This is a genomic window from Massilia sp. YIM B02443 (assembly GCF_030411955.1).
Lineage (GTDB): Bacteria > Pseudomonadota > Gammaproteobacteria > Burkholderiales > Burkholderiaceae_D > Telluria.
Genome location: NZ_JASNRA010000005.1, coordinates 93,055 through 116,985 on the forward strand (window position 1 = coordinate 93,055; position 23,931 = coordinate 116,985).

25 protein-coding genes are annotated in these 23,931 nt (G+C 67.2%); 13 read left to right on the plus strand and 12 right to left on the minus strand.

All coding sequences use genetic code 11. The annotated features are described in order from the left end of the window. Positions 1-42 precede the first annotated feature (42 nt). The 3 genes from QPK27_RS07325 (at position 43) to QPK27_RS07335 (ending at position 2,443) form a co-directional block, all read left to right on the plus strand. A complete protein-coding gene (locus QPK27_RS07325; RefSeq protein ID WP_290417695.1) occupies positions 43-579 on the plus strand; it encodes a DNA-deoxyinosine glycosylase in 537 nt (178 codons plus the stop codon). A gap of 104 nt (positions 580-683) precedes the next feature. After that, complete coding sequence (locus QPK27_RS07330) at positions 684-1,430, plus strand: GlxA family transcriptional regulator (RefSeq protein ID WP_290417557.1); 747 nt, start codon at positions 684-686, stop codon at positions 1,428-1,430. Between the two features lie 11 nt (positions 1,431-1,441). Continuing rightward, positions 1,442-2,443, plus strand: coding sequence for a GlxA family transcriptional regulator (locus QPK27_RS07335; protein ID WP_290417558.1), 1,002 nt, complete (start codon positions 1,442-1,444; stop codon positions 2,441-2,443). Between the two features lie 30 nt (positions 2,444-2,473). Here the strand turns inward: QPK27_RS07335 and QPK27_RS07340 are convergent, their stop codons facing one another. Continuing rightward, positions 2,474-3,448, minus strand: coding sequence for a c-type cytochrome biogenesis protein (locus QPK27_RS07340; RefSeq protein WP_290417559.1), 975 nt, complete (start codon positions 3,446-3,448; stop codon positions 2,474-2,476). Between the two features lie 69 nt (positions 3,449-3,517). Then, positions 3,518-4,375: an HDOD domain-containing protein gene (locus QPK27_RS07345; protein ID WP_290417560.1), complete on the minus strand. Its 858-nt coding sequence runs from the start codon at positions 4,373-4,375 to the stop codon at positions 3,518-3,520. Between the two features lie 214 nt (positions 4,376-4,589). Here QPK27_RS07345 and QPK27_RS07350 point away from each other — a divergent pair, with 214 nt between their 5' ends. Further along, the gene (locus QPK27_RS07350) at positions 4,590-5,159 is read left to right on the plus strand and encodes a DNA-3-methyladenine glycosylase (protein ID WP_290417561.1); all 570 of its coding nucleotides are present in this window, start codon (positions 4,590-4,592) and stop codon (positions 5,157-5,159) included. A gap of 161 nt (positions 5,160-5,320) precedes the next feature. Here QPK27_RS07350 and QPK27_RS07355 read toward each other — a convergent pair whose 3' ends face one another. Beyond that, positions 5,321-7,018, minus strand: a complete 1,698-nt coding sequence (locus QPK27_RS07355) for a methyl-accepting chemotaxis protein (protein WP_290417562.1) — start codon at positions 7,016-7,018, stop codon at positions 5,321-5,323. Positions 7,019-7,161: 143 nt separating this feature from the next. Beyond that, a complete protein-coding gene (locus QPK27_RS07360) occupies positions 7,162-7,617 on the minus strand; it encodes a cache domain-containing protein (RefSeq protein WP_290417563.1) in 456 nt (151 codons plus the stop codon). Between the two features lie 285 nt (positions 7,618-7,902). Here QPK27_RS07360 and QPK27_RS07365 point away from each other — a divergent pair, with 285 nt between their 5' ends. From QPK27_RS07365 to QPK27_RS07375, 3 genes are all read left to right on the plus strand, one after another. Beyond that, positions 7,903-9,327: a lysine 2,3-aminomutase gene (locus tag QPK27_RS07365; RefSeq protein WP_290417564.1), complete on the plus strand. Its 1,425-nt coding sequence runs from the start codon at positions 7,903-7,905 to the stop codon at positions 9,325-9,327. Between the two features lie 3 nt (positions 9,328-9,330). Continuing rightward, complete coding sequence (locus QPK27_RS07370; RefSeq protein ID WP_290417565.1) at positions 9,331-10,614, plus strand: MFS transporter; 1,284 nt, start codon at positions 9,331-9,333, stop codon at positions 10,612-10,614. Between the two features lie 82 nt (positions 10,615-10,696). Beyond that, entirely contained in the window at positions 10,697-12,010 is a 1,314-nt protein-coding gene (locus tag QPK27_RS07375; protein WP_290417566.1) for a sorbosone dehydrogenase family protein, read from the plus strand. A gap of 25 nt (positions 12,011-12,035) precedes the next feature. Here the strand turns inward: QPK27_RS07375 and QPK27_RS07380 are convergent, their stop codons facing one another. From QPK27_RS07380 to QPK27_RS07395, 4 genes are read right to left on the minus strand one after another with little or no spacing between them, the layout of a single operon-like run. Next, positions 12,036-12,365 carry a hypothetical protein gene (locus QPK27_RS07380; protein ID WP_290417567.1) on the minus strand — a complete coding sequence of 110 codons (330 nt, stop codon included), beginning with the start codon at positions 12,363-12,365 and terminating at the stop codon, positions 12,036-12,038. Positions 12,366-12,369: 4 nt separating this feature from the next. Continuing rightward, the gene (ctaD, locus tag QPK27_RS07385) at positions 12,370-14,877 is read right to left on the minus strand and encodes a cytochrome c oxidase subunit I (RefSeq protein ID WP_290417568.1); all 2,508 of its coding nucleotides are present in this window, start codon (positions 14,875-14,877) and stop codon (positions 12,370-12,372) included. After that, the gene (coxB, locus tag QPK27_RS07390; protein ID WP_290417569.1) at positions 14,874-15,869 is read right to left on the minus strand and encodes a cytochrome c oxidase subunit II; all 996 of its coding nucleotides are present in this window, start codon (positions 15,867-15,869) and stop codon (positions 14,874-14,876) included. Before coxB ends, ctaD begins: the two co-directional genes overlap by 4 nt. Then, positions 15,866-16,207, minus strand: a complete 342-nt coding sequence (locus QPK27_RS07395) for a cytochrome c family protein (protein WP_290417570.1) — start codon at positions 16,205-16,207, stop codon at positions 15,866-15,868. Before QPK27_RS07395 ends, coxB begins: the two co-directional genes overlap by 4 nt. Positions 16,208-16,356: 149 nt before the next feature. Here QPK27_RS07395 and QPK27_RS07400 point away from each other — a divergent pair, with 149 nt between their 5' ends. The 3 genes from QPK27_RS07400 to QPK27_RS07410 all read left to right on the plus strand — a co-directional run bounded on the left by QPK27_RS07400 (position 16,357) and on the right by QPK27_RS07410 (position 18,269). Next, a complete protein-coding gene (locus tag QPK27_RS07400; RefSeq protein ID WP_290417571.1) occupies positions 16,357-16,959 on the plus strand; it encodes a cytochrome c in 603 nt (200 codons plus the stop codon). Beyond that, positions 16,956-17,321 carry a cytochrome c family protein gene (locus QPK27_RS07405; RefSeq protein ID WP_290417572.1) on the plus strand — a complete coding sequence of 122 codons (366 nt, stop codon included), beginning with the start codon at positions 16,956-16,958 and terminating at the stop codon, positions 17,319-17,321. The genes QPK27_RS07400 and QPK27_RS07405 overlap by 4 nt, the downstream gene beginning before the upstream one ends. A 96-nt stretch (positions 17,322-17,417) precedes the next feature. Further along, a complete protein-coding gene (locus QPK27_RS07410; RefSeq protein WP_290417573.1) occupies positions 17,418-18,269 on the plus strand; it encodes a fumarylacetoacetate hydrolase family protein in 852 nt (283 codons plus the stop codon). A gap of 54 nt (positions 18,270-18,323) precedes the next feature. Here the strand turns inward: QPK27_RS07410 and QPK27_RS07415 are convergent, their stop codons facing one another. After that, positions 18,324-18,878: a carboxymuconolactone decarboxylase family protein gene (locus tag QPK27_RS07415; RefSeq protein WP_290417574.1), complete on the minus strand. Its 555-nt coding sequence runs from the start codon at positions 18,876-18,878 to the stop codon at positions 18,324-18,326. A gap of 119 nt (positions 18,879-18,997) precedes the next feature. Between QPK27_RS07415 and QPK27_RS07420 the strand changes: the two genes are divergently transcribed. Next, on the plus strand, positions 18,998-20,323 hold the full coding sequence (locus tag QPK27_RS07420) for an aspartate aminotransferase family protein (protein ID WP_290417575.1): 1,326 nt from the start codon (positions 18,998-19,000) through the stop codon (positions 20,321-20,323). Here QPK27_RS07420 and QPK27_RS07425 read toward each other — a convergent pair whose 3' ends face one another. The 3 genes from QPK27_RS07425 to yjgA are packed head-to-tail and all read right to left on the minus strand — an operon-like array spanning position 20,324 to position 22,210. Further along, a complete protein-coding gene (locus QPK27_RS07425; RefSeq protein WP_290417576.1) occupies positions 20,324-20,998 on the minus strand; it encodes an alpha/beta hydrolase in 675 nt (224 codons plus the stop codon). Between the two features lie 11 nt (positions 20,999-21,009). Beyond that, complete coding sequence (mog, locus tag QPK27_RS07430; RefSeq protein WP_290417577.1) at positions 21,010-21,627, minus strand: molybdopterin adenylyltransferase; 618 nt, start codon at positions 21,625-21,627, stop codon at positions 21,010-21,012. Next, a complete protein-coding gene (yjgA, locus tag QPK27_RS07435; RefSeq protein WP_290417578.1) occupies positions 21,608-22,210 on the minus strand; it encodes a ribosome biogenesis factor YjgA in 603 nt (200 codons plus the stop codon). Before yjgA ends, mog begins: the two co-directional genes overlap by 20 nt. 104 nt (positions 22,211-22,314) lie before the next feature. Here yjgA and pmbA point away from each other — a divergent pair, with 104 nt between their 5' ends. Both pmbA and QPK27_RS07445 read left to right on the plus strand, forming a co-directional pair. Next, positions 22,315-23,667: a metalloprotease PmbA gene (gene pmbA / locus QPK27_RS07440; protein ID WP_290417579.1), complete on the plus strand. Its 1,353-nt coding sequence runs from the start codon at positions 22,315-22,317 to the stop codon at positions 23,665-23,667. Positions 23,668-23,687: 20 nt separating this feature from the next. After that, positions 23,688-23,927: a hypothetical protein gene (locus QPK27_RS07445; protein ID WP_290417580.1), complete on the plus strand. Its 240-nt coding sequence runs from the start codon at positions 23,688-23,690 to the stop codon at positions 23,925-23,927. The last annotated feature ends 4 nt before the right edge of the window (positions 23,928-23,931 follow it).

Below are 23,931 nucleotides of genomic sequence, written 5' to 3' on the forward strand. Positions count from 1 at the left end.
GAGCGGCGCGCGCCGGGCAGCGCGCGCCGCTACAATGCGGGCATGCCGACCGCTTCCTCACTCACCCTCACCGGCCTGGCGCCGGTGCTCGATCCCGACGTGCGCGTCCTGGTGTTGGGCAGCTTTCCCGGCGCCGCTTCATTGGCGGCCGGCCAGTACTATGCCCATCCGCGTAATCAATTCTGGCGCCTGATCTCGGCCGTCGTCGGGGAAGACCTGGCCGCGCTGCCCTATGCCGAGCGTTTGCCGCGCCTGCTGGCGCACGGCGTCGGCCTGTGGGACGTGCTGGGCGAATGCGAGCGCGAAGGCAGCCTGGATTCCGCCATCCGCAAGCCGGCCGCCAACGATTTCGCGCGCCTGCGCAGCTTGTGCCCGCAGCTACGGACGGTCGGCTTCAACGGCCAGGCCTCGGGCAAGTTCGCGCCGCAGTTCGACGCCGCCGGCTACCGCACCGTGGTGCTGCCGTCGAGTTCTCCGGCGCACATGGCGCTGAGCTTCGAGCAGAAGCTCGATGTGTGGCGCCGTCTCGCACAAGCGCAGGACCGGATGTCGGCAGCGGGCCAGGCACCGTTGTTCTAGGACGGGCCACGCGCCGCGTTGGCAGGAAATGACGGGCCGATGGCATCTTCGCCACGACCGGGATGCATAGACTGGCAAGGTCTTGACATTCCCGAAAGTGCCCGATGAAGCATGTGCTCCTGATTCCCAGTTTCCTGATCCTGATGCTGTTTAGCCAGCTGGCGTGGTGTGCCGACAAGGCCGCGTCCATCCAGCGTCATCCCTTGCCGGTCAAGGTCGCGTTCGTGCTGGGCGAGCAGGCGGTGCCGACCGACTTCGCCGGGCCATGGGACGTGTTCTCCAGCATCCACCTGCCGGACGAGGGCCAGGGCATGGACGCGCGCATGCCGTTCCAGCTGTACACGGTCGGCACCGGCACCGCCACCATCCGCACCACCGGCAACCGTCATCCGGGCATGGCGATCACGCCCGACTACAGCTTCGACAGCGCGCCCGAGCCGGACCTGATCGTGGTGCCTGCGATGGATAGCGCGCCGGGTCTGGTTGCGTGGCTGCAGAAGATGGGTGGGCGCGACAAGACCATCGTCTCGATCTGTACCGGGGCGTTCTGGGTCGCCAAGGCCGGACTGCTGGACGGCAGGACGGCGACGACGCACCGGGGAACGCTCGAGGGTCTCGCCAGACGCTACCCCAAGGTCAAGGTGGTCGGCGGGGTGCGCTTCGTGCAGGATGGCAGAATATATACGTCCGCCGGCATCAGCGCCGGCATCGACCTGGCCCTGCATATCGTGGACCAGTATTACGGCCGCGCGGTGGCGCAGCAGACCGCCGACTCGCTTGAGTACGAAAGCGACGGCTGGAAGCGTCCGGCGCCCACGCGGCAATCGGTGATTAAGCAGGTGAACAAATAGGCTTGAGACACATGACGACTCGGTATGCCGCGTTGCGGGTGGTGGTGCTGGCACACGAAGACATGAACCTGCTCGACCTGACCGGGCCGGTACAGGCGCTGTTCACCGCAAGTCGCCGTCATGCCGCGTCCGGGCAGGCGCTGTATGAGGTGATCGTCGCCTCCGAAGCGGGTGGGCTGATCGCTACCAGTGCAGGCCTGCAGGTCATGACGGTGCCGCTGTCGGAGCTCGACGGCGTGGCGATCGACACCATCATCGCGCCGGGCGGCTGCAGCGGCAACGAGTACACGGTGGCGCCCGCGCTGGTGGCCTGGGTGCGCCGGCGCGCGCCCGCCGTGCGGCGCCTGTGTTCCGTCTGCACCGGCGCCTTCCTGCTGGCGGCGGCCGGGCAGCTCGACGGCCGCCGCGTCGCCACCCATTGGGAATGGGCGCAGCGGCTGCAGCATGCCTATCCGGCGATCGCCGTCGACCCCGACAAGATCTTCATCCGCGATGGCGCCGTGTGGACCTCGGCGGGTGTGACGGCGGGGATCGACCTGACGCTGGCGCTGGTCGAAGCGGACTATGGCCACAAGGTCGCCATCGACACGGCGCGTCAGCTGGTGATGTTCATGAAGCGCAGCGGCGGCCAGTCGCAATTCAGTGCGCCGCTGTCGGCCCAGCAAGGCGAGCACGACGATTTCGTGGAGCTGCACGCCTGGGTCGCGGCCCACCTCGCCGACGACTTGCGCATCGAACGGCTGGCCGGATTCGTGAATATGTCGCCGCGTAACTTCGCGCGCGTCTACCTGGCCAAATCCGGGCGCACGCCGGCCCGGATGGTCGAGACGCTGCGCCTGGAAGCGGCGCGCCGCCTGCTCGAGGAAACCGACCTGCCGCTCAAGCGCATCGCCGCGCTCACCGGCCATGTCGATGAGCAGAATTTGCGCCGCACCCTGCTGCGCCGCATGAGCGTGACGCCGAGCGAATACCGCAGCCGCTTTTCGGCGCATGCAGAGCTGGCGTCGGATTAAGCCGAGAATCAAGGCTGTCCGACCGTGCTATCAGCGCAATCTGGTCGGGTGCGAGGCCACCTGGCGCAACTGCGCCAGCTTGGCCGCATACAGTTCGCGCATGTCGCGCTGGGTGCTGTGGTCGACCGTCAGCGCGATGTGCTCGCGCGCCTCGCTCACGTTGCCGGCGCGCAGGTAGGCCATGCCGAGCCAGAAGCGGAACTCGTCGTTGTAGGGCGCGCGCCTGACTTCGCGCTCGAACAGCTCCAGCGCGCGCTCGTTGCGGCCGGCCTTGAGCGCCGCCACGCCCTGGTCGAACCAGTGATAGGGCGGCACCGGTTCGATGCCGGCGATGCGTTTGGCCAGCAGCTGCGCTTCCTGCGGCCGGCCCAGCGCGGTCAGGAGCGGCTCCAGATTGCGCAGCACCGCCAGGTTTTCCGGCAGGCGCGCCGCATCCTCGCGCGCCAGGAAGCCGACGGTGAGCATCTGGCGCGGATCGTGGCCGCGCCGCACGTCGCCCGCATTCGGGCCGAGGCTGATGTTGATGTGGGAGCTGGCGAGGTATAGTCCATTACTGCGGCTCCACAGGTGGTCCATGCTCACGCTCTGGTACTGCACCGGCATCCCGAGTTCCTTGGCGAAGGCGGCGGTCATCACCACCAGCGACAGGCAGTTGCCGATGCGCGCCGCATAGGTCTCGCGCGCGTTGCGGGTATTGGTGGAATCGTATTCGAGCTTGAGGTCGGTCTGGCTGTAGAGGGCGTCGACCAGGCCGTGGCGCGACCCCTTGGCGCGCAGGCGCTCCTGGAAGGCGGGACTGTCCAGGTAGGCGCGCATGGCGGGGCTGAGCGTGAACAGGTCGGCGGCGTCGACCGCTTCCGAGGGCGGCGCGAAGCGGCTGTCGGCGAACAGTGCAGTAGGAGGAGCAGGGGCGGGATCGAGGCCGGCGCAGCCGGCCAGCAGCAGTGAAAACGACGTCCACAGCGCCAGCCAGCCGCAAAAGAAACGTTCAAGTAAACGCTTCATGTCTCCCCCTGTGCAAGGGCTCTTGTTTGAATCAAGTATCCGCTTGCAATGGAGGGAAGTCAAAAGACTTCAGTCTTCGTGGAACGCTTCCAACAGTTCGTCCAGCAGCTCGGCGGTCTCTTCATCGGACAGGCCGAGATAAGCGCAGGCCGCCGCGCCGCCCTTGTTCCATTCCAGCGATTCGGCGTGGCCCTGGTAGCGGCAGATGGCGTTCTCGGCCAGCAGCGACAGCGCCACCAGCGAGCGCACGCCGGACGCGGTCGAGGCGTCGTCGAGGATGGCGAAATCGTGGTGGTGCAGGATGGCCCAGCCGACGTGGTCCGACAGCCCCCAGTTGCGCGCCAGCAGGCAGCCGATTGCCGCGTGGCTGGTCTGGTGGCGCGCGTCTTCCAGCGCGGTGAACGGCAGCTCGGCTTCGAGCGAGGCTGCGGCGTAGGTGGCGCCGTAGTCCTGGAAGCGGTCCATCAACAGCGGCACGCCGGTGTCGCAGAACAGGCCGAAGGTGTGCGCCACGTCCGGCTCGCCCAGGCGCAGGCGGCGCGACAGGAACACCATTGCGTGTGCGCGTCGGGTGGAAATGTCCCAGAAGCTGGCCAGGGCGGCGCTGTTGGCGGGAATCGCCTGGCGCGCCAGCAGGCCGGTCATCATCGCCGCCACCTGGTTGATGCCCAGGAACAGGATCGCCTGCTCGACCGACTTGGCCTTGCGCCGGCCGCCGTAGATGGCCGAGTTGGCCAGCTTGAGCAGGGCGCCCGACATGCCGACGTCGCTGGCCACGATCTTGCCGATCGCGTCCAGCGACGGGTCTTCGGCAGCCAGTTCGCGCTGCAGGTCGGCCAGCAGGCTGGGCCGGGGCGGAATGCGAATCGACTTGATCAGGGCATCGACCTGGTCGATCTGCTGGATGGGCTCGGCGACGGTATTCATGGAAATGGTGTTGAAATGCTACGGGAACGCGGACGGCGGGCGCGCAAGGAAAACGCGGACCGGCGGAACGCGCGCAAAATAGCGGTGCTGGATTACAGTGTCCACTATACCCGAGTCAACTCGACATTGCAGCAAGGCAATTACATTTTCCGACAATTGTTGTGTTGGTTTCACCAAGACGGCGGGTCGGCGTGCCCCGCGCTAGAATCGCCGCATGGCTATTTCTACAATTGCAGGAATCGACTTCATGGCGCCGGCCGAGCTGGTGGCGCAGCAACTGATCGGGGTAACGGTGCTGGTCGACGGCGTCGGCGGACGGATCGTCGAGACCGAGGCCTATGACCGCGAGGATCCGGCCTCGCACGCCTATTCCGGACCGACCGAGCGCAATGCGGCGATGTTCGGGCCGCCGGCGCATGCCTATGTGTACCGTTCGTACGGCATCCACTGGTGCCTGAACTTCGTGTGCCGCGAAGCGGGGCACGGGGCCGGGGTATTGATCCGGGCGCTGGAGCCGGTGGCGGGACTGGACCTGATGCGCACCCGGCGCGATGCCGACGACGAGTGGCTGCTGTGTTCCGGGCCGGGCAAGCTGTGCCAGGCGCTGGGGGTGACGCGGGAGATGAACGGGATGTCGCTGGCGCAGGCGCCGTTCGAGCTGCTGGCGGCGCCGGCTGGACTGGCAGTGGTGGCGGGGCCGCGCATCGGGATTTCGAAGGCGGTCGACGTGCCGTGGCGCTTCGGCTTGGCCGGCTCGCGTTTCGTGAGCCGGCCGTTTCGCTAGCCTCGTTTCGGCCCCTATCCTCAAGACCGTCGTTCCCGCGAAGGCGGGAACCCAAGTTTACTTCGTATTGCCACCTACGTTTCCGTGCACCCGGCTGCACTACGAACTTGGATTCCCGCCTGCGCGGGAACGACGTGCCGGCTTTGCAGTGCTACAGGTATTCAGGCCCGCCGCCGCGCCGGCGCCGCCGGGAGCGCGCGCACCGGCCCGCCGCGCATGGCGCTGCCGGGTGCACGCCGCTCGTCCACACCCTGGAAGTCGGCATCCTGCTCCTGATCCGCCTGCGCCGGTGATGCGGCTTCGCCCGCGTTCGGCACCACCTTGAAGATCGCCACCGCGCGCGCCAGGTTGACGGTCTGCTCGTGCAGGCTGGCCGCCGCCGCCGCGGCCTGCTCCACCAGCGCCGCGTTCTGCTGCGTCATGCCGTCCATCTGGCCCACCGCGCGATTGACTTCGGCGATGCCGTCGGCCTGCTCGGTGCTGGCCACGCTGATGCGGCCGATGATGTCGTTCACCTGGCGCACCGACGAGACGATGTCGCCCATGCTGGCGCCGGCGTCCAGCACCGAGGCGTTGCCGTTCTCGATGATGGTCACCGAGTCGGCGATCAGGGTCTTGATCTCTTTCGCCGCCGCCGCCGAGCGCTGCGCCAGGGTGCGCACTTCGGCCGCCACCACCGCGAAGCCGCGTCCCTGTTCGCCGGCGCGCGCCGCTTCCACCGCCGCGTTCAGGGCCAGGATATTGGTCTGGAACGAGATGCCGTCGATCACGCCGATGATCTCGACGATCTTGCGCGAGCTGGCCTGGATCGACTCCATCGTGCTCACCGCGCGCTCCACCGCCTGGCCGCCGCGCGCCGCCAGCTGGGCCGCTTCCGCCGCCAGGCTGGAGGCCTGGCGCGCGTTGTCGGCGTTGTCCTTGACCGCCGTGGTCAAGGTCTCCATGGTGCTGGCGGTCTGCTCGAGCGAGCCGGCCTGCATCTCGGTGCGGGTCGACAGGTCCAGGTTGCCGCTGGCGATTTCCTGCGACGCGGTGTCGATCGAGCGCACCGAATCCATCACGCTGTGCAGCGCCGCGTTCAGGCGTGCGATGGTGTGGTCGAGCGCGCGCGCGGTGTCGGCGATTTCGTCGCGTCCGAGCGCATTGTTGGGCGGGGCGTCGAGCCGGCCTTCGGCCAGTTCGGCCACCGTGTGCGCGATCGATTTGATCGATCCCAGCATGGCGCGCCGCACCAGCATCGTCACCGCCAGCGACAGCCCGATCGAGAGCACGACCAGGCCGGCCATGGTCCAGCCCAGCGCGCGGAATTCTTCCTTGGCGGCGCCATGCGCGTCCACGCTCAGCTTTTTCTCCAGCGCGGCGAGGCGCGCCAGCTCGGCGTCGAGCGCGACGAACTGCTGCTCGGCCTTCTGCATCGAGTTGGTGGCGATCGACTGGTCGACCGACGCCATCTCGATGGTTTCGTTGACCGCCTTGCGGTAGCGCGTCAGCGCGCCCAATGAGGCCTCGATCGGCGCCCGCTCGGCGGCGTCGGCCACCTTGGCCAGTGCGGCCAGCTTGTCGGCCACGGCGGCGTGCTTGCTGCCGATGTCGGCGGTCAGCGCGGCGAGCCGATTCTGGGCGAAGCTGCCGTTGACCCATGCCAGCAACTGGTAGATGTTGGCGTGCGCGAAGCGCGCCTCGCCGGCGACGTCGGCCACCGCCTGCAGGCGCGCCGCGCGCACCTGCACCATGTTTTCCAGCGACGCGTTCTGGCGCACCATGCCGTACCAGGCGGCCGCAGAGAGCATGGTCAACAGGACCAGCACCAGTCCCGGGGCCAGCAACAGCTTCTGGCCGATCCGCAATTTGTTCAGCATGGGAACTCCGATAGACATGACCGCTGCCGAAGCGTTTCGCCCAGCGTTAGCAGTTGAATCGTCACCCCCGCGAAGGCCTCAGCGGCCCTGCGGGGGCCCAAGTTTGTTCGATCCGACGCGACGCCGGCGAACGCCAAAGCGCATCACTTCTTGTAGATACCCGCTTCCAGCACCACGTCGTCCACGCGCAGGATATAGGTGGTCTTCGGCTCGATCTTGCCCGTGGTCGGGTTCTTGTACTGGTAATCGACCCAGCCCTTGCCCTTGGCCGCGGCCAGTTCGATGATCTCGCGCCGGTACTTCTTGCCGTTGGCGTCCGGCACGTCGGTCAGGTCCTTGCCGACGATCGAGGGGTTGTACGGGTGGGCCAGCACGATGCCGGTCTTGATGTCGCGCAGGTCGACGTACAGCGCGCCCTGCACGTAGTCCGGATGCTTGGCGTTGATGAGCTTCATCATCTCATCCTTGCCCTTGGACTTGATCAGGGCCGCGCCGCGTTCGGCCATCGCGATGGCGTCCTTCTCGGTCGGCTCGTTGGCCTGGGCGGCGTTTGCAGCCAGTGCCAGGCACAGGGCGGCGACGGTGGCGATCAGCTTCATGGTGGCTTCCTTTCGCGTGATGTACTTTGAAAATATTGCTTAAGTGCATTCACTAATGTAGCCAGCCGGCCCGACAATGATTTGCGCACGAACAAGCGGCACTGGCTCTGGCCCAGCCGTTGCGCCGCCGCCTCATTTGCCGCCAGCGTGCACCGGGTTTGTCCCGGCGCGTACGTCACCCGGCATCAGGTTGATTGACGGCAATTCTGAGCGCCAACGTGCTTCATAAGATGGGTTCTTCCCGGCAACTAGCCGCCGATTGGCCTTATTTTCTGGAGAATCTCCGTGACCACACCCGCCCCGACCCCTTCGAAGTTCAAGCCCTACACGCGACAGACGATCGCCACCGCGCGCCAATGGGACTGGCTCACTCCCGAGCTGCAAGAGGCGGTGCAGGTGGTATCCCACGTGCTGCCGTTTCGCACCAACGCCTATGTGATGGACGAACTGATCGACTGGAATCGCGTCCCCGACGATCCAATCTACCGCCTGACCTTCCCGCACCGCGACATGCTGCCGGCGCACGAGTACGAGCAGCTGCGCGAGCTGGTGCTGCACAAGAAGGACGACGCCGCGATCGCGCGCCTGGTGCACGGCATCCGCATGCGCATGAACCCGCACCCGGCCGGCCAGATGACGCACAACGTGCCGCGCGTGAACGACGCCCCGCTCAAGGGCCTGCAGCACAAGTACAAGGAAACGGTGCTGTTCTTCCCCAGCGCCGGCCAGACCTGCCACGCCTACTGCACCTTCTGCTTCCGCTGGCCGCAGTTCGTCGGCATGGAAGACATGAAGTTCGATGCGCGCGAATGCTCGGAGCTGGTCAATTACCTGAAGACCCAGCCGCAAGTCACCGACGTGCTGATCACCGGAGGCGACCCGATGATCATGAACACCCGTTCGCTGACCGAGATCCTGGAGCCGCTGCTGGCGCCCGGACTGGAGCACATCCAGAACATCCGCATCGGCACCAAGTCGGTCGCCTATTGGCCGCAGCGCTTCGTGTCGGACAAGGACAGCGACGACCTGCTGCGCCTGTTCGAGCGCGTGGTCAATGCCGGCAAGAACCTGGCCATCATGGGCCACTACAACCACGCGGTCGAGCTGCGCGCGTCCGTTGCCCAGCAGGCGGTCAAGCGCATCGTCGGCACCGGCGCCACGCTGCGCATGCAGGGGCCGCTGATCCGCCACATCAACGAAGACCCGAAGAGCTGGGCCGAGCTGTGGACCACCGGCGTGCGTCTGGGCGCGATTCCCTATTACATGTTCGTCGAGCGCGACACCGGCCCGCGCGACTATTTCGCGCTGCCGCTGGCGCGCGCCCACGAGATCTTCCAGGAAGCGTATTCGATGGTCTCGGGCCTGTCGCGCACCGTGCGCGGGCCGTCGATGAGCGCCTTCCCGGGCAAGGTGGTGATCGACGGCGTGGTCACCATCAACGGCGAGAAGCTGTTTGCGCTGCAGTTTCTGCAGGCCAGGAATCCCGACTGGGTGCGGCGGCCGTTCTTCGCCAGGTACGACGCCGAAGCCACCTGGCTCGATCACCTGAAGCCGGCGTTCGGGCGCGACCGCTTCTTCTTCGAGATGGAGAGCGGCGGTCCGCTGCGCGGTCCCGGCGGGCGTGTGATTCCGCTGGTGCCGAGCGGGCAGCACGGCGCCCATGCCGGGGCAGACTGCGGCAGCGCCGCCGCCGAATCCGACGCCGCCTGACCCATGCAGCCCGCCGCCGCCCCGGGTCCGGCCCCGGCCGCACTGCCGATGCCGCGCCTGTCCGGGCTGGCGGTGTTCTTCTATGTGTTTCTGCCGTTCGCGCTCGGCCACTACCTGTCTTCGCTGCTGCGCAACGTGAACGCGGTGCTGGCGTCGAACCTGGTGGGGTCGCTGGCGCTGACGCCGGGACAACTCGGCCTGCTGACCAGCGCTTTCTTCTTCGCCTTCGCCCTGGTCCAGCTGCCGGTCGGGATCGCGCTCGACCGCCACGGGCCGCGCCGGGTGCAACTGACCATGCTGCTGCTGGCCTCCTTCGGCGCGCTGCTGTTCGCGCGCGGCGAAGGCTTCATGCAGCTGCTGCTGGCGCGCGCCGTGATGGGCTGCGGCCTGGGCGGCTGCTTCATGGCGGCGGTGAAGGCGATGTCGACCTGGATCGCGCCGAATCGCCTGCCGTCGGTGCACGGCTACCTGATCGCGGTCGGCGGCATGGGCGCGGCCAGCGCCACCATGCCGGTGCGCGCCGCGCTCGAATACACCGACTGGCGCGGCCTGTTCCTGCTGCTGGCGGGGCTGGTGGCCTGCACCGGCCTGTTGATCGCGCTGCTGTACCCGAAGAGCGACGGCCCGGCGGCCAGCCGCGGTCCGCTGCTGCCGGCGCTGCGCGAAGTCTGGCGCGCCCCAAGCTTCCGTTCGGTGGTCTCGCTGGTCTTGATCCCGCATGCGGTGTTCTTCGGCATCCAGGGCCTCTGGATCGGGCGCTGGCTGAGCGACGTGGCGCATTATCCCGAGGACGCAGTCGCCTACTTGCTGTACCTGGGGATGGCGGCGGTGGTGTTCGGCGCCATCGCGGTCGGCATGCTGACCGAATGGGCCGGGCGGCGCGGCATGCCGCCGCTCGACGTGGCGGCGGCCGGCATCACCGTGTTCGTGCTGGTGCAGGCGGCGTTCGTGATCGGTTACCGGCCCAGCTTCCAGGTATTGTCGGTGCTGTTCACGCTGGTGGGCACCATCACCGGCATCGAGTACGCGATCGTGGCCCAGGCCATGCCGCGCGAGCTGACCGGGCGCGCCGCGACGTTCCTCAACCTGTTGATCTTCATCGGCGCCTTCCTGGTGCAGGCCGGCTTCGGGCTGGTGGTCGGCCTGTGGCCGCCGGACCTGCTGGGCCACGCGCCGGCCCAGGCCTACCGCGTCGGCTTCGCCCTGCTGGTGCTGATCCAGCTGCCCGGATTGTGGCTGTTCGCGCGGCGCCGCAAGCGTGTCGCGGCGCCGCCGGCCGAAGCCTGAATCCGGTTTCGGCTCGGCCGTAACGGGCGCGGCATCGCCGCCCGTCAATATAGAATTGCGCATTCGTCTACTGGGGACCACCATGCGCAATCGACTGCCTCGCCTGTGTCTCGGCGCCACCCTGGTGCTGCTCGCCGCCTGCGGCGACAGATCGACCCTGCAGCCGGGCGCCGACGTCGGCCCGCAGCCGATGCTCAAGGCGCCCGACAAGGGGCTGATCCCGACCGTGAACATCGCGCCGGCCAAGGGCTGGCCGGCGGGCGGCATGCCGACACCGGCGGCCGGGCTGGCGGTGAACGCCTTCGGCGTCGCGCTCGACCATCCGCGCTGGCTGACCGTGCTGCCCAACGGCGACGTGCTGGTGGCCGAGACCAATGCGCCCAAGCGCGAAGGCCGGGGCATCAAGGGATATGTGATGGCCAAGGTGATGGCCAGGGCCGGCGCCGGCGTGCCGAGCGCGAACCGCATCTCGCTGCTGCGCGACACCGATGGCGACGGCGTGGCCGACCTGAAAAGCGTCTTCCTCAAGGATCTGAACTCCCCGTTCGGCATGGCGCTGGTGGGCGACACCCTGTACGTGGCGAATACCGACGGTGTGCTGCGCTTCCCGTACAAGGAAGGCGCCACCGAGATCCTCGACAAGGGCCAATTGGTGGCGCCGCTGCCGGGCGGGCCGCTGAATCACCACTGGACCAAGAACATCATCGCCAGCAAGGACGGCAGCAAGCTGTACGCCACCACGGGCTCGAACAGCAACGTCGCCGAGAACGGCATCGAGAACGAGGAAAACCGCGCCGCGATCCTGGAGATCGACATCGCCAGCGGCAAAACGCGGGTGTTCGCCTCGGGCCTGCGCAACCCGAATGGCCTGGCCTGGCATCCGCAGACCGGCGCCCTGTGGACGGTGGTGAACGAGCGTGACCTGATCGGCAGCGACCTGGTGCCCGACTACCTGACCTCGGTGAAGGACGGCGGCTTCTATGGCTGGCCGTACAGCTACTACGGCAAGCACGTCGACACCCGCGTCAAGCCGCCGCGGCCCGACCTGGTGGCCAGGGCGATCGCGCCGGATTATGCGCTCGGCGCCCACGTCGCCGCACTCGGCCTGGCCTTCTACGACGGCACGCTGCTGCCGGAACAGTACCGTCACGGCGCCATCGTCGGCAACCACGGTTCCTGGAACCGCCGTCCGCACGCGGGCTACAACGTGGTGTTCGTGCCGTTCAAGGACGGCATGCCGGGCGGGAAGCCGGTCGAGCTGCTCACCGGTTTCATCAACGGGGAAGGCGAAGCCTACGGGCGCCCGGTCGGCGTCGCGGTGGACCGCAAGGGCGCCGTGCTGGTGGCCGACGACGTCGGCAACGTGATCTGGCGCGTGGTGCCGGACGCGCGCTGACACGTCCGGCGCCATCCCGTGCTACTCAGGCGCAGCCGCGCACCAGCAGCACCGGGATCCCGGTCCATACGACCGCGATGAACGACAGCACGGCGCCGGCCGCCGCCACGTAGTCGGTGAACTCCTTGCGGGGCGATGCGCGCAGGCGCCGCTGCGCCGCGACGCCGATCCAGGCGCAGGCCGCCAGCGCGGCCAGCGTCGCCGCCCCCAGCAGATATGGATTCGGTCCCCCGGGACGCCAGCCGCCCGGCGTGCACTGGGCGGCGGCCACGATGTAGCAGAAGCCGAAGTGGGCGGCCCAGATCAGGAAGGGCAGCGCGGCGCCGGTGGCGCGGCGCAGGAAGTGGTCGCTCATGTCTTTACTCCATCACCAGCAGCAGGCCGCGCACCACCAGCACGCCCGCGATGCCCTGCAGCGTCACGTAGTGCCAGATCAGCGCGATGTTGTCGCGCGTGGCGCGGTTTTCCGGCTTGATCAAACGGCGCCAGGCGCGCACGCACAGGTAGGGCGCCGCCAGCAGCAGCACGAACAGCATCACGCCCTGGAAACCGAGCAGAATCGCGATCGAAGCGCTCCAGGCGTCGCGGGTAGAGTCCAGGTGCACCAGGCGCCAGCCATGCAGGTCGACCCCGAAGGCGGCGGTGGTGCACGCCAGGGCCGCGACCAGCAGCCACGGCGTGAGACTCTGCCTGACCCGGTCGCTCAGCCACACCAGCAGCGAGCCGCCCAGCAGCAGGCCGACGTTCAATAGCGTCCACAGCGTGTCCGGCAGCGAGGCGCCCGGCGGCGGGCAGATCTGCAGCCGCATCGAGGTGTGGATATAGACGTAGGCGAACGACGAGTAGATCAGGCCGATCACCACCAGCATGATGAAGGTGCCCCACCACGAATGCGAACGCATGCCCACGGCGCCGACGGGCAGCGTGATCCCGCCGCCGATGTCGACTTCGCGCTGCGGCACCGAGCGGTCCGATTGCCACAGCCAGGCGATGATCGAGCCGATCGCAACGATGCCGCAGATGAAGGCCAGCACCATCGCCTTGACGGTCAGCAACAGGAAGAAGCCGGCGGTGCCGAAAGCGCCCAGCACGGTCAGCCAGCTGTCGCCGGGCAGGATCATCAGGTAAGCCGGCCTGGCGGAAGCCGGGCTGGTGGCGATGGTCTCGCGCTTGCCGGTGGCGGTATTCGGCAGGTAGTGGCGCGCATCGGCCACTTCTTGCGACAGCGTCGGCTGGTCCCACAGCGGATCGTCGCTGGTGATCTTCGGGATGCTGCGGTTGCCGTAGTCTTCCGACGGCAGCCACTCGAGCGTGGCCGCATTCCACGGATTGCCCACCTCCTTGGTCGGACGGCGCAGCGTGCGCACGGCATCGACGATCATCAACAGGATGCCGAGCGCGAACAGGAACGAGCCAATGGTCGAGATCATGTTCAACCAGTCCCACCCCATCTCGTGCGAGTAGGTATACACGCGGCGCGGCATGCCGAACAGGCCGGTGATGTGCATCGGGAAGAAGCTGATGTTGAAGCCGCCGAACAGCAGCCAGAAGATCGGCCGCGCCCACTTTTCGGACAGCGTGTTGCCGTTGATGAGGGGCAGCCAGTAATAGATCGCGGCGAACACCGGGAACACCATGCCGCCGATCAGCACGTAGTGCAGGTGGGCGACGATGAAATAGGTGTCGTGCACCTGCCAGTCGAACGGCACCACCGCCACCATCACGCCGGTCAGGCCGCCGAGCACGAAGATGAACATGAAGCCGAGCATGAACAGCGTCGGCGCGTTCATCGTCACGCGCCCGCTCCACAGCGTCGCGATCCAGCCGAACACCTGGATCCCGGTCGGGATCGCGACCGCCATGCTGGCCGCCGAGATCAGCGTCATCTCGAGCGTGCCCAGGCCGGTGGTGAACATGTGGTGCGCCCACAGGCCGAAGCTGAAGATGCCGACGCCCACCAGCGCCACCACGATGGTGCGCCGTCCCACCAGCCGGTTCTGGGCGATGGTCGGGATCATGGTCGAGATCATGCCGGCCGCCGGCAGGAAGATGATGTAGACCTCGGGGTGGCCGAAGAACCAGAACAGGTGCTGCCAGATCAGCGGATCGCCGCCGCGTTCGGCCTCGAAGATCGGCATGTTGAAGGCACGCTCGAGCTCGAGCAGCGCGGTGCCGGCGATCACCGCCGGGAAGGCGATCACGATCATCACGCCCACCACCAGCATGGCCCAGGCGTACACCGGCATGCGGCGCAGGGTCATGCCCGGCGCGCGCGTGAACAGGATGCCGACGATCAGTTCGATCGCGCCGGCGATGGCCGAGATCTCGATGAAGCCGATCCCCAGCAGCCAGAAGTCGGCGTTCAGGCCGGGCGAATACTTCATGCCGGTCAGCGGCGGGTACATGAACCAGCCGCCGTCCGGCGCCAGCCCCCAGAACAGGGTGCAGAAAAAGGCCAGGCCGCCGAAGGCGTAGCACCAGAAGGCGTAGGCCGAGAGACGCGGGAACGGTAAATCGCGCGCCCCCAGCATGTTGGGCAGCAGGTAGACCGCGATCGCTTCGACGATCGGAATCGCGAACAGGAACATCATCACGGTGCCGTGCATCGTGAAGATCTGGTTGTAGGTGCTGGCCGCCACCAGGTCGTTGTCCGGCACCGCCAGCTGCACCCGCATGATCAGGGCCAGGATCCCGGCCAGGATGAAGAACAGGATCGCGGTGCCGATGTACATCAGCCCGATATTGGTGTTGTTGACGCTTTTGAAGAAGCGCCAGCCGCTCGGGGTTTCCCAGACCTCTTCGAGGCGGGTCAGTTCCAGCGGTGGGCGGGGCAGGGAGTTCGGGAGTGCGTCGTCGCGCGTGGTCATTTCAGGTGCTCGAGGTAGGTGGCCAGCGCGCGCAGGGTCTCGCCGTCAAGGTCGTTGGAAGGCGGCATGAACACGCCCGGCTTGATCGCCTGCGGGTCGGCGATCCAGCCGGCCAGCGTGCCGCGGTGGTTGTCCAGGGTGGCGGCGCCGATCGTGCGGCGGCTGCCGACGTGGGTCAGGTCCGGGCCGAGGCGCGAGGTGTCGGCGATCTGTTGCTGCTGCACGCCCTCGGCATCGGTCACGCCGCGGATGGTGTGGCAGGCCTGGCAGCGCTGCTCGAGGAAGGCGGCGCGGCCGCGCTGCAGCAGCTGGGTGTCGGCGGCCAGGGCTGGCGCCGCCTGGCGCGCCAGCCAGGCGTCGAATTCGGGGCGCGCCAGGGCGATCACGTGAAAGGCCATGCGCGCATGCTGTTCGCCGCAATACTCGGCGCACTGGCCGCGGTACACGCCTGGCTTGTCGGCGCGCAGGTTCAGGCCCGTGACGCGCCCCGGGATCATGTCGCGCTTGCCGGCCAGCGCAGGCACCCACAGGCTGTGGATCACGTCCGACGCCGTCAAGCCGAGGTACACCGATTCGCCGGCCGGGATCACGATCTCGTTGGCGCTGACGATCTCGCGGCCGCTGCCGGGGTCGCGGTAGCGCACTTCCCACCACCACATCTTGCCGGTGACGGAAATGGTGAGCGCCTGGTGCGACGTCTGCGGCGCCAGGTCGACGCTGCGCCAGGTGCTCCAGGTGAGCAGGGCGGTCAGCACCAGCGCCGGGAACACGATGCCGCCGCCGAAGATCCACAGCATCGGACGCACCGGGCGCGCGTCTTTCCGCATGCCGCGCCGCATGGCCAGCGCCAGCAGCGCCATCACGGCGACAAAAATGACCGTGCCGCCGACGAACAGCACCCACGAGAACTGGTGGATGATGGCGGCGTCGGCGCCGGCCGGATGCAGGACCGATTGCAGCTCGCTCAGGGGGACAGTCTTGGCGTCGCTCATCGCAGCGTGTACATGTATGCCGCCATGTGGCGCGCCTCTTCGTCGGAAATGCCGAGCGCCGGCATCAGGGTGCCGGGCTTCACGGCCGGCGGATTTTGCAGGAAGCGGATCATGTTCTCGGGCTGGTTCGGGATGCCGCCGGCGATGTAGCTCAGGCGGCCCATGTGTTCGAGCGAAGGGCCGGCGTCGCCGTTGGCGCCCTGCACGTTGGGAATGAAATGGCAGGCCGCGCACTGGTACTGCTGGGTCAGCAGGCGGCCGCGTTCGGGGTCGCCGCCGGCCACGCGGCTGGTTTCGGTGCTGGCATCGTTCTGGTGGCAGGCGCTGACGAGCGTCATGCACGACAGCATCGCAACTGTGCGTAAAACGCCTCTAAAACGCTCGTAATGACAATAAAGGTTGCGCACGTTTGATAAATCGTAAAAAAGCTGTGGCTTTTATAATACAAGAAATTACATGTCAATTTTTTAACAGAACACCCTAAGTGATGCTATCCAATCGCGCACGACTTATCGTCAAGACCATGGTGCTGACCCTGCTGGGAGCGGGGGCGACCGGCGCCGTCATCGGCCTGATCGTCCTGCGCGGCGGCTTCTATAACATCAGCGCGACCGAGTCGCACTACCCGCTGATCTACACCGTGTTCGAGGAAGGCCTGCAGTATTCGATCCAGAACCACGCCAGGGACATCACGGTGCCGGCGCTGGGCGCGCCCGAGCAGCTGCTGCGCGGCGCCGCGCTGTACCGCGACAACTGCCTGCAGTGCCACGGCGGGCCGGGCGTGGCGCCGTCGAAGCACGGCATGAGCATGCAGCCGGTGCCGGGTCCCCTGGTCGACGCCGACATCAACTGGGAAACGCGGGAGCTGTACTGGATCACGCGCCATGGCATCAAGATGAGCGGCATGCCGGCCTGGGAATACCACCTGAGCGACAGCGACCTGTGGGCGGTGGTGGCCTTCGTGGCGGCCATGCCGGTGATGACGCCGGCCGATTTCAAGGGCATGACGGCCGGGCAGGCCGGGGTGGATGCGGTGCCGGCAAAGGTGCAGCAATCGGCGCGCGCCAGCTCGCAGCGGGAGGGATCATGAAGCGTTCCTGTCTCGCCATGATGCTGTCGGCAGCGGCGCTGCTGCTGGCCGGCTGCGGTGCCGACCGGCCGCCGCCCGGCGTGCAGGGCGACCCGCAGCGCGGCAAGATCGCGCTGACCCAGTACGCCTGCCATTCCTGCCACGTGGTGCCGGGCGTGGCCGGCTCGCAGGTGTACGTCGGCCGTCCGCTGGACGACCTGTCGAAGCGGCGCTACATCGCCGGCAAGGTGCCGAACAACCAGGCCAGCCTGGTGCGCTTCATCCTCGATCCGCAGGCGCTCGACCCGGGCACCGCGATGCCGACGCTGGGCGTGAGCGAACGGGATGCGCTCGACATCAGCGCCTACCTGCTGAGCAAGTAGGGTTCTAACAGGAACGCAGTAGGGAACGCAGTAGGAAAGACCGGCGCCCGATCCTTGGTATCATCGCCCCTTCGATTCAACTATCAGGGAAACACGATGAGATTGGTGCGCTATGGCCGTCCGGGCAAAGAGAAGCCGGGCCTGTTCGATGAAGAAGGCCGCCTGCGCGACCTGTCCGGCATCGTCGACGACATCGACGCCGCAACCTTGTCCGACAAGGCGCTACGCAAACTCGCGAAGCTCGACGTCAAGACCCTGCCGCTAGTGCGCGGCAACCCGCGCCTGGGCGTGCCGGTCAAGGGCGTCGGCAAGTTCATCGGCGTGGGCATGAACTATGCCGACCACGCGGCGGAAACCGGATCGGCGGTGCCGAGCGAGCCGGTGTTCTTCACCAAGGCGATCAGCTCACTGAACGGCCCGGACGACCCGATCCAGCTGCCCAAGGGTTCCAAGAAGACCGACTGGGAAGTCGAGCTGGGCGTGGTGATCGGCACGCGTGCGCAGTACGTCAGCGAAGAAGACGCATTGAAGTACGTGGCCGGCTATTGCGTGGTCAACGACGTGTCCGAGCGCGCCTTCCAGTTCGAGCTCGGCTCGCAGTGGGACAAGGGCAAGGGCTGTGACACCTTCGGCCCGGTGGGCCCGTTCCTGGTCACGCGCGACGAGATCTACGACGTGCAGGACCTCGACCTGTACCTGGAACTGAACGGCAAGCGCATGCAGACCGGGAACACGTCGAACATGATCTTCACGGTGGCCCAGATCGTGAGCTACGTATCGCGCTTCATGACGCTGGAGCCGGGCGACATCATCACCACCGGCACGCCGCCGGGCGTGGGGATGGGACGTTCGCCGCAGCGGTTTTTGAAGAAGGGCGACAAGCTGCGGCTCGGGATCGCCGGCCTGGGTGAGCAGCAGGCGGAAGTGGTGGCGTTTCCCAAGGCGTGACGGCTGGCCGCCGTTGCGGCGAGAGCATCGTTCTCGCCGCGCGGCGGCGCCGGTTTACTCCGGCAACCTCCACCCGCCATCCTCCGGCACCGCGGTGCGCGCCACGTTCATCGTCATGGCCAGCATCGTGTAATACCCGCAAATCCCCACCAGGTCCACCACGCCCTGTTCCCCGAACAGCGCCAGCGCATCCGCATACACGCTGTCCGACACCGCCTTCTGCTCGTGCAGTTCGACGCAGAAGTCGTGCACCACCATCTCGTCCACCAGCATGTTGCCAGGGCGCTCGCGCGCCGCGATGGCCGCGATCACCGACGCCGGAATCCCGACCTGGGCCGCGATCGGCGCGTGGATTGCCCATTCCACCTGCTGGTCCCAGCGGCGCGCCGTGACCAGGATCGCCAGCTCCGACAGCCGCACCCCGATCGCGCTGCGGTAGCGCAGGTATTCGCCCAGGCGCTGCGCATGCCCCATCAGCTCGGGACTGCGCAGCAGCGGCACGAACGGCCCGTACAGGGCGCCGCGCGGACCGTCGGCGATGTCGCGGGCGGCGGCGCGCTGGGCGTCGGTCAGGTCTGCATCCGGAATGGGGCCGAGGCGTTCGCTCATGTGTGGTCCAAAAGTGGATTCGCGGAAATATTCGCACGGCGTGCGGCAAAAATCAAAAGAAGAGCGTCCGGGCGCGCTTATCGTCAAGCGTCATTGTCGAACCCGAGGGAGACCGCGCCATGACCCACATCATCCACCGCAGCCTGCGCCACACCCCGCCCGTCGCCGTGGGCGGCGAAGGCATCGTGCTGCGCGACAGCAGCGGCAAGAGCTACATCGACGCCAGCAGCGGCGCCGCGGTGTCTTCGCTCGGCCACGGCCATCCGGAAGTGATCGCCGCCATGCACCGCCAGATCGACCGCTGCGCCTACGCCCACACCGGCTTCTTCACCACCGAGGTGGCCGAGCAGCTGGCCGAGCGCCTGGCGCGCGGGGCGCCCGACGGCCTCACCGGCGTCTACTTCGTCTCGGGCGGCTCGGAAGCGATGGAGACGGCGCTGAAGCTGGCGCGCCAGTACTGGGTCGAGCGGGGCGAGCCGGCCCGCACGCGTTTTCTGGCGCGGCGCCAGAGCTACCACGGCAACACGCTGGGCGTGCTGGGCGTGGGCGGCAACGAGTGGCGCAAGCGCGACTTCGCGCCGCTGCTGGTCGATGCGCTGCGGGTCTCGGCCTGCTACGAATACCGCGGCCGCGCGCCGCAGCAGAACGTCGAGGACTACACCGCCGCGCTGCTCGACGAACTCGAGACCGCGATCATCGAGGCCGGGCCGCACAACATCATCGCCTTCGTGGCCGAGCCGGTGGTGGGCGCCACCGGCGGCGCGATCCCGCCCACGCCGGGCTACTTCAAGGGCGTGCGCGAGATCTGCGACCGCCATCGCATCCTCCTGATCGCGGATGAAGTCATGTGCGGCATGGGCCGCACCGGCGCCATGTACGCGATCGGGCAGGACGGCGTGGCGCCCGACATCGTGGCCGTGGCCAAGGGCCTGGCGGCGGGCTACCAGCCGATCGGCGCGGTGCTGGCGCATCACGCCATCGTCGACTGCCTGCGTTCGGGCAGCGGCATGTTCCAGCACGGGCACACCTACATCGGCCATCCGGTGGCGGCGGCGGCGGCGCTGGCGGTGCAGCAGGTAATCGAGCGCGAGGATCTGTTGGCGCGGGTGCGCAGCCGCGGCGCCACGCTGCGGCGCATGCTGGGCGACGTGTTCGGGGTGCACGAGCACGTGGGCGATATCCGCGGGCGCGGAATGCTGCTGGCGCTGGAATTCGTGCGCGATCGGGAGACGAAAGAGCCGTTCGCGCCGGAGCGTAAACTCCATGCGGCGATCAAGGCGCAGGCGATGGCGCGCGGCTTGCTGGTGTATCCGATGGGGGGAACGATCGACGGCCGGCATGGCGACCATGTGCTGCTGGCGCCGCCGTTCATTGCGACGGCGGCCGATCTGTCGGAGATCGTGTCGCGCTTGAGCGACGCAGTGGATGCGGCGCTGGAAAGCTGATCAGGCCACGACCTTGCGGATCCACCTGGCGATGTCCTGCACCTCTTCCAGGCACAGCGTATGCTGCATCTGGTACGCGTGCCACTCCACCTGGTAGCCGAGCGACTCGAGCACCTTGCGCGACTCTTCGGCGCGCGCGAACGGCACCACCGGATCCTGCGTGCCGTGCGCCATGAACACCGGCACCTTCAGACTCTGCGCGGTGCGCTCGGCCGCCACGTGCCCCGCCAGCGGCAGGTAGCCCGACAGGCACATCATGCCCGCCAGCTGTTCCGGATGGCGCAGGCCGGTCTGCAGCGTCATCGCGCAGCCCTGCGAGAAGCCGGCCAGGATGATGCGCGAGGCCGGAATCCCACGCGACTTCTCGCGCGCGATCAGCGCTTCCACCGCCAGCTGCGACGAGCGCAGGCCGCCTTCGTCCTCGCGCCGGGTCAGTTCGGTGCCCAGGATGTCGTACCACGAGCGCATCACGTAGCCGCCATTGATCGTCACCGGCATGGTCTTCGCATGCGGGAACACGAAGCGGATGCCGGGCAGGCCGGTCAGGTCGAGTTCGCGCACGATCGGCACGAAGTCGTTGCCGTCGGCGCCCAGGCCGTGCAGCCAGATGATGGCGACCTCGGGATTCGGGGCGGTTTCGATTTCGATATTGTCCAGCAGGTCGACGTCGCTCATGGGTTCTCTCGTCAGTTGACAGGTGGGCGCAGGGCCGATTTGGGGCGGAAGGTCTTGCTCACCGCCGGGTCGGTTTCGATGTACGGTCCCTTGATGAGGTCGATGCAATAGGGGACGGCCGCGAAGATGCCGCCGACGACCGTGTTGCCGGCATCGTCCTTCAGGCCTTCCAGCGTTTCCTTGATCGACTTCGGCTGGCCCGGCAGGTTCATGATCAGGGCCGCGTGGTCCGCAGTTTCACGAATGACGGCGGTCTGGCGCGACAGGATCGCGGTCGGCACGAAGCGCAGGCTGATCTGGCGCATCTGCTCGCCGAAGCCGGGCATCTCCTTGGTGGCGACGGCCAGCGTGGCTTCGGGCGTGACGTCGCGCCGTGCCGGGCCGGTGCCGCCGGTGGTCAGCACCAGGTGGCAGCGCGCGCTGTCGACCAGCTCCACCAGCGTGGCTTCGATGGCCGCCCGTTCGTCCGGGATCAGGCGCGTCTCGACGCGAAATGGCGTGGTGATGGCGCCGGCCAGCCACTCCTGCAGCGCGGGAATGCCCTTGTCCTCGTACACGCCGCCGCTGGCGCGGTCCGAGACCGACACCAGGCCGACGATCAGGATGTCGTCATTCGTCGTCGTCGCCATCGACCGCCTCGTCAGCTTCGTCGTCTTGCGCCGCCTTCTTGTCCTTCTTGCCCAGGTCCTTCAGGATCTGGAAGATTTCGCGGTAGGCCTTCGGCGGCTTCGATTCGGCCACTTCCTTGCGCGCGTTGCGGATCAGGGTGCGCAGCTGCTGCACGTCCAGTTCGGGATGCTCTTCCAGCAGCTGGGTCAGGGCCTTGTCGTCGGCCAGCAGCTTTTCGCGGCGGCGTTCCAGCGCGTGCAGGGCGGCGGTTTCAGCTTTCGACGCGCCTTTCCAGCTGTCGATGGTGCGCTGGATGACGGCGACTTCTTCCTCGTCCAGGGTGCGCATCTTCTTGCCCACGAACTGCAGCGCGCGGCGGCGGCCTTCGTGGTTGCTGATGGTCTGGCAGGTCAGGATGGCTTCGCGCACGTCTTCCGGCATCGGCACCTTCTTGACGCGGTCGCGCGGCGCGTCGACCAGCTGCTCGCCGAGTTTTTGCAGGTCGTTCGACTGGCGCTTGAGCTCCGACTTGGAAGGACGCTCGTACTCGGGTTCGAACTCGTTCGACTGGAAGCCGACCGAGCCGCGATTTGGGTTAGGCATGATGGATGATTCCGGGGTAAATCCGATTGGCGCTGGGCCGATCAGTGAAAACTGTAAACGGCTGCTATGATAACTGTTTTAGGGCTCGCTACGAAAAACACGACATGAAAGACACCGCTTTCACCCACACCCAGGATCAGCTGAAACAGCTGGCGCGCGACGTGCTGGCATTCGCCCGCGAGCAGGGCGCCACAGATGCTTCGGTCGAGATCAGCGAGGGAAGCGGGCTGTCGGTTTCCGTTCGTAAAGGCAATATCGAGACCATCGAGCAGAACAAGGACAAGGGCCTGGGCGTGACCGTGTATTCCGGCCAGCGCCGCGGCAACGCCAGCACCTCCGACTTTTCCACCGCGTCGCTCAAGGCGACGGTGGAAGCGGCCTGGAACATCGCCCGCTTCACCGCCGAAGACAATTGTGCCGGCCTGCCGGACGCCGACCTGCTGGAGCTCGAGCCGCGCGATCTGCGCCTGTTCTACCCATGGCAGATCTCCACCCAGGAAGCGGTCGAACTGGCGCGCCGCTGCGAAGACGCCGCGTTCGCGGTCGACAAGCGCGTGACCAACAGCGAAGGTTCGAGCGTCTACGTCCAGCAGTCGCACTTCGTCGGCGCCAACACGCGCGGCTTCATCGGCGGCTATCCGTTCTCGCGCCACACCATCTCGGTGGCGCCGATCGCGGGCAAGGGCAACGCCATGCAGCGCGACGACTGGTACACCTCCTCGCGCGACCCGAAACAGCTGGCCAAACCGGAAGCGGTCGGCCGCTACGCCGCCGAGCGCGCCCTGGCGCGCCTGAACGCGCGCAAGCTCGACACCCGCACCTGCCCGGTGCTGTTCGAGGCGCCGCTGGCGGCGGGCCTGCTGGGCGCCTTCGTGCAGGCGGTGTCGGGCGGCGCGCTGTACCGCAAGTCGACCTTCCTGCTCGACACGCTCGGCAAGCAGGTATTCCCGTCGCATATCCAGGTGATCGAAGACCCGCACGCGATCGGCGCGGTCGGCTCGGCGCCGTTCGACGAAGAAGGCGTCAAGACCGTGCGCCGCAAGGTGATCAAGGACGGCGTGCTGCAGGGGTACTTCCTGTCCTCGTACTCGGCGCGCAAGCTCGGCATGCAGACCACCGGCAACGCCGGCGGCTCGCACAACCTGCAGATCACGTCGAACGCGACGAAACGCGCCGACGATTTCGAAGGCATGCTGCGCAAGATGGGCACCGGTTTGCTGGTGACCGAACTGATGGGGCAGGGCGTGAACTACGTGACCGGCGACTATTCGCGCGGCGCCTCGGGCTACTGGGTCGAGAACGGCGTGATCCAGTATCCGGTGGAAGAAATCACCATCGCCGGCAATATGCGCGAGATGTTCCAGCAAATCGTCGCCATCGGCAACGACACCCTGGTACGCGGCAACAAGACCACCGGCTCGATCCTGATCGAGAAGATGGTCGTGGCAGGTAACTAAGGTCGATTGAGGAGAAAGCCATGAGCCGATTCGTACGCATCGACAAGGAAAGCAGCCAGAAGACCGTGCTGCTCAATCTCGACCTGGTAGCCACGGTGGAACTGGCCCAGCAGTCCGACCTGCTGAGTTCGGGGGCGGATAGCCGCAAGGTGTACGCCACCTTCCTGGCGGCGGACAAGACCGCGATCGCGACGCTGCATTTCGATAGCGGCGAGGATGCGAATGCGTGGGTGCAGGCGCATCTGGGCGTGCAGCTGTAGAGCA

Excerpts from the sequence above, each read along its gene's own strand:
- QPK27_RS07325 (WP_290417695.1), top strand. The coding sequence starts at position 43 with ATGCCGACCGCTTCCTCACTCACCCTCACCGGCCTGGCGCCGGTGCTC.
- QPK27_RS07330 (WP_290417557.1), top strand. The coding sequence starts at position 684 with ATGAAGCATGTGCTCCTGATTCCCAGTTTCCTGATCCTGATGCTGTTT.
- QPK27_RS07335 (WP_290417558.1), top strand. The coding sequence starts at position 1,442 with ATGACGACTCGGTATGCCGCGTTGCGGGTGGTGGTGCTGGCACACGAA.
- QPK27_RS07340 (WP_290417559.1), bottom strand. The coding sequence starts at position 3,448 with ATGAAGCGTTTACTTGAACGTTTCTTTTGCGGCTGGCTGGCGCTGTGG.
- QPK27_RS07345 (WP_290417560.1), bottom strand. The coding sequence starts at position 4,375 with ATGAATACCGTCGCCGAGCCCATCCAGCAGATCGACCAGGTCGATGCC.
- QPK27_RS07350 (WP_290417561.1), top strand. The coding sequence starts at position 4,590 with ATGGCTATTTCTACAATTGCAGGAATCGACTTCATGGCGCCGGCCGAG.
- QPK27_RS07355 (WP_290417562.1), bottom strand. The coding sequence starts at position 7,018 with ATGCTGAACAAATTGCGGATCGGCCAGAAGCTGTTGCTGGCCCCGGGA.
- QPK27_RS07360 (WP_290417563.1), bottom strand. The coding sequence starts at position 7,617 with ATGAAGCTGATCGCCACCGTCGCCGCCCTGTGCCTGGCACTGGCTGCA.
- QPK27_RS07370 (WP_290417565.1), top strand. The coding sequence starts at position 9,331 with ATGCAGCCCGCCGCCGCCCCGGGTCCGGCCCCGGCCGCACTGCCGATG.
- QPK27_RS07375 (WP_290417566.1), top strand. The coding sequence starts at position 10,697 with ATGCGCAATCGACTGCCTCGCCTGTGTCTCGGCGCCACCCTGGTGCTG.
- QPK27_RS07380 (WP_290417567.1), bottom strand. The coding sequence starts at position 12,365 with ATGAGCGACCACTTCCTGCGCCGCGCCACCGGCGCCGCGCTGCCCTTC.
- ctaD (WP_290417568.1), bottom strand. The coding sequence starts at position 14,877 with ATGACCACGCGCGACGACGCACTCCCGAACTCCCTGCCCCGCCCACCG.
- coxB (WP_290417569.1), bottom strand. The coding sequence starts at position 15,869 with ATGAGCGACGCCAAGACTGTCCCCCTGAGCGAGCTGCAATCGGTCCTG.
- QPK27_RS07395 (WP_290417570.1), bottom strand. The coding sequence starts at position 16,207 with ATGACGCTCGTCAGCGCCTGCCACCAGAACGATGCCAGCACCGAAACC.
- QPK27_RS07400 (WP_290417571.1), top strand. The coding sequence starts at position 16,357 with ATGCTATCCAATCGCGCACGACTTATCGTCAAGACCATGGTGCTGACC.
- QPK27_RS07405 (WP_290417572.1), top strand. The coding sequence starts at position 16,956 with ATGAAGCGTTCCTGTCTCGCCATGATGCTGTCGGCAGCGGCGCTGCTG.
- QPK27_RS07410 (WP_290417573.1), top strand. The coding sequence starts at position 17,418 with ATGAGATTGGTGCGCTATGGCCGTCCGGGCAAAGAGAAGCCGGGCCTG.
- QPK27_RS07415 (WP_290417574.1), bottom strand. The coding sequence starts at position 18,878 with ATGAGCGAACGCCTCGGCCCCATTCCGGATGCAGACCTGACCGACGCC.
- QPK27_RS07420 (WP_290417575.1), top strand. The coding sequence starts at position 18,998 with ATGACCCACATCATCCACCGCAGCCTGCGCCACACCCCGCCCGTCGCC.
- QPK27_RS07425 (WP_290417576.1), bottom strand. The coding sequence starts at position 20,998 with ATGAGCGACGTCGACCTGCTGGACAATATCGAAATCGAAACCGCCCCG.
- mog (WP_290417577.1), bottom strand. The coding sequence starts at position 21,627 with ATGGCGACGACGACGAATGACGACATCCTGATCGTCGGCCTGGTGTCG.
- yjgA (WP_290417578.1), bottom strand. The coding sequence starts at position 22,210 with ATGCCTAACCCAAATCGCGGCTCGGTCGGCTTCCAGTCGAACGAGTTC.
- pmbA (WP_290417579.1), top strand. The coding sequence starts at position 22,315 with ATGAAAGACACCGCTTTCACCCACACCCAGGATCAGCTGAAACAGCTG.
- QPK27_RS07445 (WP_290417580.1), top strand. The coding sequence starts at position 23,688 with ATGAGCCGATTCGTACGCATCGACAAGGAAAGCAGCCAGAAGACCGTG.